Genomic DNA, 10,394 nt, shown 5'->3' with positions numbered 1-10,394 from the left:
TTTAAAAAAATTACTTCTACTTTTGCTTTCTGTAATTCTTCAAGTAAAACCATCTGATATGCATATTTACGCGATAAACGATCAGGAGAATGAATATAGATTATGTCAATTTTACCTTCTGCTACTTTATTACGTAATTTTTCTAAGGCAGGACGAACTAAATTAGATCCACTATAGCCATTATCAACGAATTTATGTTCATCTAGCAATTCATGCCCATCTGCTTTAATTTTATTTTCTAAAGCTGAAAGTTGACTTGCAATCGTATTCTCTTGTACTTGTTTTTCTGAAGAAACTCTTGCATATAAGCTTACTGTTAACATTTGATCCTCCTTGAAGTTCTTTTTTATTTGCATTTACTGAATACTTTAGCACTGGCATTAATTTTGTGTAGGCGTCTAATAAATATACCTCTGCCAACCTATCAGGTTCATAACTAACTCGTATGGCAAATCTTTCTTTACTGTTCATAACATTCCATTTAAATAATATGCTCATTATTAATCCACTACATTAAAGCTGATAATTAGTTCGTCATTAGCGTCATAAATAAATGGAGCTCTTACTTTTGGACATAAAAGTTTTCTGGAAATACTTTTTTCAAGTTTTAAATTGTTGGCAACATTGTCGTAGGTGTATTAACTACACCAATTGGTACTCGTGTCATGCGCCGAGATTATGGATCAAGGTTATTTGAGCTGATTGATCATCCAATTGCACCAGGTTTTGCACAAGAGGTTTATGCAGCAGTTGCAGAAGCGCTGGAAAAGTGGGAGCGTCGATTTAAGCTTAAACGTGTACAAATAACAGAAATTAAAGAAGGCAAAATAACTCTCAATTTGGAAGGAATTTATCTACCAAATGGAGAGCCAATTCGCCTTGATGGTATTGTAGTAGAATGAAAACACCAAATGTTGTTGAAACATTAAAATTTGAGGAAATCTTTTCTCGTATGAAAGAAGAGTTAGTTCATCGAGATAAAAATTTTTCTGCTCTAACTGAGAGTGATCCAGCAATAAAGATACTGGAAGTAGCAGCCTGGCGTGAACTACTGCTCAGGCAAAGGATTAATAATGCAGCACAGGCAAATTTACTTGCTTTTGCAAGAGGTAATGACCTTGATCACTTAGCTGAATTTTATGGTGTACTGAGAAAGGAGTCAGAGAATGATGAATCCTTAAGAAAGCGGGTAAAAGCTAAAATTGTTGGTTGGTCAACAGCAGGAAGCAAAGAACATTATCGCTATCATGCGTTATCTGCTGACACAAGAGTAAAAGATGCGCAAGCGGTATCGCCGATACCAGGAAGCGTGCAGATTTCAATACTTTCCACAGAAAATGATGGTGTGCCTTCAGAAGAATTGCTAGAAATCGTCAGAAGTCACGTTGTGCGTGACGATATTCGTGTATTAACTGACACGCTTACAGTTATTGGCTGTGGTATTATTCCCATTACTATTTATGCTAAAGTGCATATTTATCCTACTGCATCAAAAGATGTTATCGAAGCTGCAAAAGAACAATTTGTCAAAGATCTTGAATCTGCTAAAGGGTTAGGATGGAATATTACCAGATCATGGATTATTGCTCATCTTTTTAAAGAAGGTATACAGAATATAGAGCTTACAGAGCCCATAGAAGATATCATTGTACAAAATAATGAATGCGTTATTTTACGTGATTTAAGTGTTAGGTAAAAACTGGTGATACTTCCTCCAAATGCATTAAAGCAAGAGCAAATGCTTACAGATATAATTAATTATTCTCTTGATACAAATTCTCTACGGGGATTTAAATTTAACCCACAGACTGAAATGTTGCCGTGGCTAGTAGCGGAATACGGCTTGGGAGAAATTTTATCCTGGGGTAAGAAAGCTACTAAGAGTGCATTAAAAGAATGGGTCTTAGCTAAGCAAAACGGAATAAGATTTCAACGTTTGCGCGGTACACCACAGTCACTGAAGATGGCGCTGAAGTGGGCAAACATTGATAATATTACCATTCAAGAAGAACCACCAGGAGAGCATTTTGCTGAATTTCAAATTGGCATCTCTGATGTTCCTAATGACTTTTTTGTCGATAGTGTAATTGCTCTGGCAAAACTTTCTGCACCGGCAAGATCTCGATTAATGCGAATATTCAATGACTATTACAATGCTCAGCGGTTTATGTTAGATGAAAGTATTTTTGGAGATCTTCTTTCAGACTACTCAGGTGTAAAAATAGCAAAAGAAGGACCAGTATTATCGTTTGGAAGAAAAAACTCATTTGAGCTGAAAATAGGAAATCCAAGATTTAAATTTGGCACTTTTAGATCACATTATGATAGAAGTTACAGTAATGATTTATATAGGTTAGATGTTGCAACATTAGGAGAGACAGAGCCTCACACGAAGAATTACAACGGTACATATGAAAGAAATCATGAGTGGTACAACTTAGAAGCACTATATCCTCTACCACAGAGTTTATTGCCAGAAATTAAGTTTGCTAAAGCATTGATAGTATTGTCAGATAGTTGGAATTTAGGGGATATAAATGCTTGTTTTGCATCAACTACTTATGAAGAAATAGAGCATACATTTCACTTAAGTGAAGATAAACTTTCTGAGCAAATTTGGAACTTTCGATGCACACCGATTTTAGAGCGGTTTAGTATAACTTATTACTACGAAGCAAAGAGTTTTACTGATCAAAGAATAATAGAGTCTAATTTAATGGAATATCATGTTGATTGTCAAAATGATTCAGATTCAAAACAGAAAGATCCTATTCATGAACTAGAAAATTACGTAGCAGCATTCTATCTAGGTATGGTTACTTGGCATGAACATCGCCACTTACATCGCCCTTGGAAAGATTTTGATCCTATTATTGCAAAAAAATTGGACGTTTTTTCTATGAATCTTGTATATATATAATATCAACTGCGCAATCAAACATGTCAATACTTACACAATCAGGTAGAGCAGCTATTGCCGCAAGTATTAGAGAACAAGCTATACATCTTGCTTGGGGGTCTGGAGATTCTACTTGGGAAAGCAATCATAAGGTAGAAAAGACCTTTGTGCGTGATCAAGTAACACTCGACCATCAACATATTAAAGATGTTAAAATTTTGAAAGAACAGGCAATATATAAACCAAGTGAAGATTATGTGATTAACAGTAGCGAAGGCATCATAAAACGTGTAAAAAATGGTGCAATTATAGCAGATAGCGTAATCACTATAGAGTATACTCAAGGAACACCACCGGAACTTATTACTTCTACACAATTGCTAAAAGAAGTTGGACGTCGTGTTGTTGATGAGATGCTATTTTGCGTGGGTGATGAGAATGGAGAGCTTGTAACTCCTTCTGGAAGGTTTAAACCATCGAATGTACCAACCAATAATCTTTTTCTCAAATTCACTTTCGATTTCACGGACGCAGCAAATCAAGTGATAAGGGAACTCGGGGTTATGGTTGGTACTAAAGTAAAAGAAGAATTACCTACAGGACAGAGATATTTTGAGCCAAAAGACGTGGAAAATCCTGGAATTTTATTAGTTTTAGAACATACAGTACCACTTATCAGAACTGCAGCAACCCGGGAAACTTTTTCATTTGTAGTGACTTTTTAACTATGACACTGAGTAGCTATTATAACCGCTTTAATCCTGAAAAAGAGTACGAAAAAAGTTTGTTCCTTGCAGGAAGAGGTCTACAGTCAGCAGAATTGAACGAGACGCAAGAATATGCTCTTTTGAGGCTCAAAGGCATAGGTGATGCAATATTCCGTGATGGCAATGTTATAACAGGAAGCAATTGTATTATAGATAGAGAAACTGGTAAAGTTACACTTGAATCAGGAAAAATCTATCTTCGTGGAGCGGTGAGAAAAGTCGAAAAAGAAGAGTTTGTTATTCCACTAAATACCACAGTTCGTATAGGTGTTTATTATCTAGAATCTACCATTACAGAACTTGAGGACGAAAATCTTCGTGATCCTGCAATTGGTACAAGAAACTATCAGGAAGTTGGGGCTGCAAGGCTTAAAGTTTCCACCATTTGGAAGCTCGAAGGTCTTTCTCCACGTTTTTCTGAAGGAGAATTTTATCCAATTTACAATATTGAAAATGGAGTACTGATAAAACATTCACCACCTCCACAAGCAAATATAGTAACTACCGCTCTTGCTCGTTATGACAAAGAAGCCAATGGTTCTTATGTTGTAAATGGACTTGAAGTAATGTGTTTGCAGAGAGAAGAAGGGGACGAAAAGAGGGAAAAAATATTCGTGATTAATGAGGGCAAAGCTCATGTTGATGGTTATGAGATTGAACTTCCTCACAGTATTCGTGTTTCTTTTGATGAAGATCCAGACATAAAATCAGTTGAATCAGAACCACATACTTTTCAGCCAAATAGCCAAAGAGTAATGGAACTTAAAGTTAATGATTTTCCAATCAGCGAAATTAAAAAAGTAGATATAACTGTTCAAAAAACCATTACCATTACTCATGGTTCATATTCAGGAGCTATTCCTGACTCTGCAGTACTTGAGATTATTCAAGTTAAACAAGGCAATGTTATTTATGAAAACAGTATAGACTATAAGTTAAATGCAGGAAACGTCGATTGGTCATTACCTGGTAAAGAGCCAGCTCCTGGAAGTAGTTACCTGATAACCTACCGCTCTCGCACTCATGTAAGCCCTGAAGATATAAGTGAAGAGGGATGTAAAGTAAGGGGAGCAATTGATAACAGCTTGGTTCTGATTGACTACACCTGGAAAATGCCACGCTATGATTTAATTACTATCGATAGCAAAGGAGTGGTAAGAAGAATAAAAGGAATTTCTCACTCTTGGAGACCATCGATGCCTAAAGCACCTAGCGGACAACTTTTGCTCTGCTACATTCATCAGACGTGGAAAAAAGGTAAAAAGATAAAAGTAGTAAATAATGCTATTCACGCAGTACCCATGAATGAGCTTGAAGCAATGAAAAGAGGAATAAATGATCTTTATGCGCTAGTTGCAGAGGAGCGTTTACGCAGTGATGCAAATTCAAGAGAACCTACCACCAAAAAAGGAGTATTTGTTGATTCATTTTTTGATGATGATATGCGTGATCAAGGAATTGTTCAGTCTGCAGCAATAGTAAATAAGGAACTAATTTTACCGATAGACGTGGAAATTATCGATGTTGAAAGAGGTAAAGAACCTTATCTTTTACCTTATAAACTTGAACCGGTACTGGAGCAGCTTTTACAGACTAAAGGAGAAAAGATTAATCCATATCAAGCTTTTGATCCAGTCCCGGTACAAATTACTCTAAATAAAAACATTGACCACTGGACAGAGGTTACCACGAATTGGAAAAGTCCAGTAACCAGAGTATTTAATGTTAAAGAAACGACAGAGCTGCTGTCAAGTACTTCATACGAAACTGAATTTATGAGAGAAGCAATACAGAATTTTGAGATCGAAGGTTTTGAGCCAGGTGAGAAGCTTAAAGAAATAAAATTTGACGGAATAACCTATAGCGTAAAAAAAGATGTTAACAGCTAACAACGAGGGAAAATTAAAGGGAAAGATAAAAATCCCAGCAAATATTCCAGCAGGTACTAAATTAGTACAATTTTATGGGGATAAAGGAAGCTATGGAGAAGCAACGTATACTGGTAAAAAAACTATTACCATAGAAGAAAGAAGAAGAGTTATAGCAGCAAGAAGAGTTGATCCTTTAGCACAAACATTTACTCTAAATGAGAGTAGGCACATAGGAGGCGTGGAGCTATGGTTTATAAATAGCGGCAAAAAACGTGTTGTTGTGCAAATTAGAGAAACAGCAGTGGGAATGCCCTCACAAACTGTCATTGCTGAAAGTTCTATTGAGCCAAAAGATATAAAAGTAGATGGCACAGCAACATGTATAGAGTGGTCACCAGTGTTTTGCCATGCAGGACAAGAGTATGCAATAGTTTTACTTACCGATGATGCAAATACAGCAGTAAAAATAGCAGAACTTGGCAAATATGATGCAGTAAATAGCCGTTGGGTAACAAGTCAACCTTATCAAGTAGGAGTATTACTTTCATCAAGCAATGCAAGTACTTGGACACCACATCAAAATTTAGATTTGACGTTTCGACTACTAGCTGCAAAGTTCACTGAAAATTCTTACGTTATTGATCTTGGCAAAGTTACAGCAAACAATACTTCAGATTTAATTGTTTTGACGAATGTCGAAAAAGTAGCATTTGATACCAATGTAGAATTTATCTTAACAGATGAAGAGGGAAGAGAAAACTTTTTGTCTGATAATTTGCCGCTCGCGCTGCGTGAAAGACTATCTGGAGAGCTAACGGTAAAAGCAAGCCTAAAAGGAGGGCGAGAAAAAAGTCCTGTTCTCTATCCTGGGTTACAGCTAGTTATGGGTAATCTTTCAGAGTCCGGAGATTATGTTACAAGAAGCATTACAGCAGGTTCTAACACTAAAATTACCATAACATATGATGCACTCATACCTGGTACTGCAGACATTAAAACTTATGTAGAGAAAAACGTGGGAGAATGGCAATTAGTAAATTTAACATCAGGAAAATCTATTGGGGAAAATTGGGTAGAGAGAACTCATGTACTAACAAACTTTAATGGCAATGAAACAAGAGTAAAATTGGTTTTAAGTGGAACGGTTGTTTATCGTCCTAAAGTCAAAAATTTACGAATCATTGTCACATAGAAGAATGTCAGATGATAAAACAAGCAGAGGATATCCACTACCACATCCAGAAAATATTGCTGTGCAGGATGTTGTTCGTATCCGTACTACAATTAAGAAAATAGATGAAGATATCGCTAAAAGAGAGAATGAGCACAATAAGCTTAAAAAAGCATTTGAACGACTGAATTTTGAGACTTTTTTGAATTTTTGGAATGACCATTGCTAACGAAGCCATAGATGCATTGCATCAAAGAATTAAAGATTTAGCAGCAAATAGCACACCTGATCAATTAGCGTACCTTGCTAAATCATTAGAATCGATGATAGGTAAAAAAGCTATTTCTGATATTGCGCAAATGACTAAAGTAAAAGAAATAATTGATGCACTACAAGAAAGGCTTAAGGATTTAGCAGCAAATAGTACACCAGATCAACTAGCATATCTTGCTAAAGCATTGGAATTAATAGTCGACAAAAGTGCGGTTTCTGAAATTGTGCAGATAACAGATGGAAAGTTGAAAGAACTTCTAAACGCTGCAAGATCACATTTGAATGACATAAATACCAATAAGGAAAATTCAATATCGGCGATAACTGGAGCAAAGACAAAGTCTGTAGATGAGATCAATACGCTAAAAACTAATACCTTGGATACTTTAAAAGCATCATCAGATTCACATATATCGCTACTTGATACGAGAAAGAATGCCAATATCGCAGCGATAAACAGTATTAGCAACAGTCATAAAGATGGTCTGAAAGGGTTAGTAGAAGATTTTCGTACTGTAAATGATGTGCCAGATGGTTCATCGATCATGAAGGAAATAAGGAGCAGAGAACCAACTAAGCTTAACTCCATAAATGATGTACCAAGTGGCTCATCAATCATGAAAGAAGTAAGAAACCGTCATATGATTGAACCTGGAGCATTACCTTTTTTATTTGGTGTACTAAGTAGAAAAAATAATTACTTTGGCCACGGAACTTTTACAACTGAGCTTGGTCAGTGGAGTAGTGATGTAACAAAAACAGACTATATGCTGCAACTACTTGCAGGTAGCCATACATACGATACAGATTACGTTAGTTTTTATCGGCCAAGACAACTCAGTTTTATAGAGGGAAATAAAGGAACATTTATTTATGGAGAGTCATATACAAGCAGTGATTCCACGAGTCGTGATCAGATATATTACTACCCGTATGCTGCACTTGGAGTAATGTTTGTAAAAAACACCACAAGTAGGAATATAACAAGAACATTAAACTTTGTTGGTACATCTTATTGGAGTTCAGGATACGAAGGAGCAGGAGCATTTGTGGGAACACCTGATAATACCAATAAATCGAGGATTTCAAAAATAACATGGAAAAATGTTTACCAATACACGAGTTCGAGTAGCAGATTTGCTGGATCTGGAAATGTAGAAATTCCAGCAGGAAAAACAATTGCAGTGTTACTGTATACATCATCTTATCTAGATAGCAGAGGAAAAGTTAGTGAAGGTATGCTTTCAGGTAATGTGTATATCTATAGCCAATTTATCCAGTGGGGAATATATAACTTTCGCAGCAACTTTCTAACCACAGGCCTTGAAGTAGATGTAGAAAGAACACTAAAGGCTTGGCAATGTCCAGGGTTATCTAACACATATGAGATTTGGAGGTAGAAGAGTGCCTGTCTATATTAGGTTCGAAGGCAACAAGCAAATTGAAACAACAACACTTGAAGGTAAGCCAGGAGGTGAAAAATGGTATGAAGCGCCAAAGAATTTTAATTGGCAAAAGAGTTATTGTTTAACAGAAGGAGAGAAAATTGTTGAAAGGAATAAGGAAGATATTGAGCTGGAATTATTGCAAAATGCGAAGCTTTCTGCACTTTCTAGTCTCCGTACTTATTATAATAACTATACTTACCAATATGCAGGAGTTTCTCACCAAAAAGCTAAATCTTATGAGATTCAAGCAGAAGCCGCAAAAAGCATTCTAGCAGCACCAGAATCTATGAATAAAAAAGAGGCAGCAATTATAGAGCCTTTAGCAAGAGTGAGAGGAATTTCAGTAGTAGAGATGGCAAAAATAATAGAAGAGAAGGCAAAAAAAGCAGCAAAAGCAATAATTAAATGTGAAGAATTGGTGGATATAGCTGAAAGGGAAATCGGTGAAGCTAAAAGTAAAGAAGAGCTGCAAATTTTACTAGATGATTGTAAACAAAAAATGCAAAACCTAGAAAGTTGAATTCTTTTCAAAAATCAGCGTACAAGGGAAAAACATGACAGAACAATTTTTACATGGTGTAAATGTTATTGAGGTTACCTCAGGAGCAAAAGCGGTACGTACAGCTAAATCATCAGTGATAGGTGTAATTGGTACTGCATCCGAGGCAGATGAGCAAAAATTTCCACTGAATAAACCAGTATTAATAGCAGGAAGTTTAAAAGAAGCGGCAAGGCTTGGAAAGAGTGGAAGTTTACCTTCTGCAGTAAATGGAATATTTTCCCAAATTGGGGCAACAGTAGTAGTTATTAGAGTTAAAGAAAGTGAAAACAGCGATTCAAAGCTCAAAGAAAGTGAAACTATTCAAAATATAATTGGCGGTGTTGATAAAGAAACCGGAGAATATCAGGGAATCGAGGCATTTCTCAGCAGTGAAAGTATAGTTCATGTGCTACCTAGAATACTAATTGCACCTCAGTTTACTCACCAACTACCAGAAGATGCAGTGGTTACAGCATTAATTCCTATAGCAGAAAAGCTGAGAAGCATAATAGTAGCAGATGGACCAAATACTAATGATGAAGAAGCAATAAAGTGGAGAAAAAGTGTTGGCAGTCCTCGTGTTTACGTTGTTGATCCTTGGGTTAAGGTATTTAATGAAAAGGAGAAAATTTTACCTGCTAGTCCATTTGTTGCAGGACTGATTGCTAAAATTGATAATGAACATGGGTTTTGGTGGTCACCTTCAAATCAGGAGATTAATGGTATTGTTGGTACTGCAAGACCTATTGATTTTACGCTCGGTAATACAAATTGTAGAGCAAACCATTTAAATGAAAATGAAGTAACAACGATAATTCATCAAAATGGCTACAGACTTTGGGGAAATAGAACATGTTCAAATGACTCAAAATGGGCTTTTCTGTCAGTGAGAAGAACTGCAGACCTTATTAATGACAGCTTATTGAGAGCTCATTTATGGGCAGTTGATCGAAATATTACCAAAACTTATATAGATGATGTGATCGAGGGGGTGAATTCTTATTTGGCCAATTTAAAAGCTCAAGGAGCAATTATCAGTGGAAAGTGTTACGCAACTTCAGAATTAAACACACCAGCAAACATTGCAAGTGGAAAAGTATATTTTGACTTTGAGTTTACACCACCATACCCAGCTGAACAGATTATTTTCCGTTCTCATCTCGTGAACAGTGGTACGATCCATGAGTCATGAAATCGTGATGGTTAAATTCCATCCGCCATAACGTCTGGCTGAAATCATAGTCCACATTCTGGAGAATTGGCAACTTTTTAGAATGCAAGTATGGACTAAAAGGAGGTAATATTGAACCTTACAATAAATCCCTTCGAGAAGAGTTAGATATGGTTACGAGAGGAACTTATGCTTGAACTGTCGTGAATGAGAATATGCGGAGTAAGGTTGATACGCATAGACCAAAAGGTAT

11 protein-coding genes are annotated in these 10,394 nt (G+C 36.3%); 10 read left to right on the top strand and 1 reads right to left on the bottom strand.

Translation table 11 applies throughout. The annotated features are described in order from the left end of the window. On the bottom strand, positions 1 to 356 hold a 356-nt coding region (locus Wcon_RS01625; protein ID WP_237349973.1), incomplete at its 3' end, for a recombinase family protein. A gap of 255 nt (positions 357 to 611) precedes the next feature. Between Wcon_RS01625 and Wcon_RS01620 the strand changes: the two genes are divergently transcribed. Genes Wcon_RS01620 through Wcon_RS01575 form a run of 10 tightly spaced genes read left to right on the top strand, consistent with a single transcriptional unit; the run spans position 612 to position 10,162 of the window. Then, on the top strand, positions 612 to 902 hold the full coding sequence (locus Wcon_RS01620) for a GPW/gp25 family protein (protein ID WP_237349974.1): 291 nt from the start codon (positions 612 to 614) through the stop codon (positions 900 to 902). Continuing rightward, the gene (locus Wcon_RS01615; protein ID WP_114516977.1) at positions 899 to 1,696 is read left to right on the top strand and encodes a baseplate assembly protein; all 798 of its coding nucleotides are present in this window, start codon (positions 899 to 901) and stop codon (positions 1,694 to 1,696) included. Before Wcon_RS01620 ends, Wcon_RS01615 begins: the two co-directional genes overlap by 4 nt. A 6-nt stretch (positions 1,697 to 1,702) precedes the next feature. Further along, the gene (locus Wcon_RS01610; RefSeq protein ID WP_114516976.1) at positions 1,703 to 2,920 is read left to right on the top strand and encodes a phage tail protein; all 1,218 of its coding nucleotides are present in this window, start codon (positions 1,703 to 1,705) and stop codon (positions 2,918 to 2,920) included. Between the two features lie 20 nt (positions 2,921 to 2,940). Beyond that, positions 2,941 to 3,624, top strand: coding sequence for a hypothetical protein (locus Wcon_RS01605; RefSeq protein ID WP_114516975.1), 684 nt, complete (start codon positions 2,941 to 2,943; stop codon positions 3,622 to 3,624). A gap of 2 nt (positions 3,625 to 3,626) precedes the next feature. Then, entirely contained in the window at positions 3,627 to 5,555 is a 1,929-nt protein-coding gene (locus Wcon_RS01600; protein WP_114516974.1) for a DUF4815 domain-containing protein, read from the top strand. Beyond that, on the top strand, positions 5,542 to 6,729 hold the full coding sequence (locus Wcon_RS01595; RefSeq protein WP_114516973.1) for a hypothetical protein: 1,188 nt from the start codon (positions 5,542 to 5,544) through the stop codon (positions 6,727 to 6,729). Before Wcon_RS01600 ends, Wcon_RS01595 begins: the two co-directional genes overlap by 14 nt. A 4-nt stretch (positions 6,730 to 6,733) precedes the next feature. Beyond that, positions 6,734 to 6,937, top strand: coding sequence for a hypothetical protein (locus tag Wcon_RS01590; RefSeq protein WP_114516972.1), 204 nt, complete (start codon positions 6,734 to 6,736; stop codon positions 6,935 to 6,937). Beyond that, positions 6,924 to 8,381 (top strand): hypothetical protein, encoded by a 1,458-nt coding sequence (locus tag Wcon_RS01585; protein ID WP_114516971.1) that lies wholly within the window; start codon positions 6,924 to 6,926, stop codon positions 8,379 to 8,381. Before Wcon_RS01590 ends, Wcon_RS01585 begins: the two co-directional genes overlap by 14 nt. A gap of 4 nt (positions 8,382 to 8,385) precedes the next feature. Beyond that, positions 8,386 to 8,949, top strand: coding sequence for a hypothetical protein (locus Wcon_RS01580; protein ID WP_114516983.1), 564 nt, complete (start codon positions 8,386 to 8,388; stop codon positions 8,947 to 8,949). A 34-nt stretch (positions 8,950 to 8,983) separates the two neighbouring features. Further along, positions 8,984 to 10,162, top strand: a complete 1,179-nt coding sequence (locus Wcon_RS01575; protein ID WP_114516970.1) for a phage tail sheath subtilisin-like domain-containing protein — start codon at positions 8,984 to 8,986, stop codon at positions 10,160 to 10,162. Positions 10,163 to 10,394: the final 232 nt, after the last annotated feature.

It is taken from the genome of Wolbachia endosymbiont of Cylisticus convexus, from assembly GCF_003344345.1.
This window is presented reverse-complemented; position numbering and strand designations above follow the sequence as displayed.

Excerpts from the sequence above, each read along its gene's own strand:
- Wcon_RS01590 (WP_114516972.1), top strand. The coding sequence starts at position 6,734 with ATGTCAGATGATAAAACAAGCAGAGGATATCCACTACCACATCCAGAA.
- Wcon_RS01585 (WP_114516971.1), top strand. The coding sequence starts at position 6,924 with ATGACCATTGCTAACGAAGCCATAGATGCATTGCATCAAAGAATTAAA.
- Wcon_RS01595 (WP_114516973.1), top strand. The coding sequence starts at position 5,542 with ATGTTAACAGCTAACAACGAGGGAAAATTAAAGGGAAAGATAAAAATC.
- Wcon_RS01615 (WP_114516977.1), top strand. The coding sequence starts at position 899 with ATGAAAACACCAAATGTTGTTGAAACATTAAAATTTGAGGAAATCTTT.
- Wcon_RS01575 (WP_114516970.1), top strand. The coding sequence starts at position 8,984 with ATGACAGAACAATTTTTACATGGTGTAAATGTTATTGAGGTTACCTCA.
- Wcon_RS01605 (WP_114516975.1), top strand. The coding sequence starts at position 2,941 with ATGTCAATACTTACACAATCAGGTAGAGCAGCTATTGCCGCAAGTATT.
- Wcon_RS01600 (WP_114516974.1), top strand. The coding sequence starts at position 3,627 with ATGACACTGAGTAGCTATTATAACCGCTTTAATCCTGAAAAAGAGTAC.